Source organism: Paraburkholderia ginsengiterrae (assembly GCF_001645125.1).
GTDB classification, from domain to species: Bacteria; Pseudomonadota; Gammaproteobacteria; order Burkholderiales; family Burkholderiaceae; genus Paraburkholderia; species Paraburkholderia ginsengiterrae.
The window spans coordinates 1-436 of record NZ_LXKA01000293.1 but is presented as its reverse complement, the minus strand read 5'-3'; the positions used below and the strand labels follow the sequence as shown (position 1 = coordinate 436).

Here is a 436-nt window from a genome sequence, read left to right as displayed (position 1 = left end):
GGGAAGAGGGGGTGGCGAGCGTGGGCGGGTGAGAGATGGGAGGGAGGAGTAGGCAGTACGGAGGCGGGTTGGGGGGGGGGCAGCAGGGAGGGCTGGGGGTAGGCGAGAGGGGGAGTAGGTGCGGCGCAAGGCGGCGGGGTAGGCGGTTGCGGAGAGGGGAGTGCGGAGCGGAGGCGGGCGGGAGGGCGAGGGCGGGCGAGCGCGGAGGGGGAGAAGTGGAAGTGAAGGAGCATAGGGAAATGGAAGGAGGGGCCAGGCCAGCAAGGCAGGAGGGAGGGCGAGTAGGGCGGGGGACGGACGGGGAGCAGGGGGACGAAGGGCACGCGCTGGGGGTGGAGGTGGGCGGTGGAGTGGGGGTGCCGGTTCGGCGTGCGCTGGGCGGCTAGCCAATCGAAATGTCGGGCCCAATACTCGGCCAGATCGCGCAGCCATGCAC

General features: G+C 72.0%; 1 protein-coding gene. It reads right to left on the bottom strand.

The window, feature by feature from the left end; genetic code table 11:
* Positions 1-428: epoxide hydrolase N-terminal domain-containing protein (locus A6V37_RS40875; RefSeq protein WP_341845753.1), on the bottom strand; the 428-nt coding region annotated here is incomplete at its 3' end.
* Positions 429-436 lie beyond the last annotated feature (8 nt).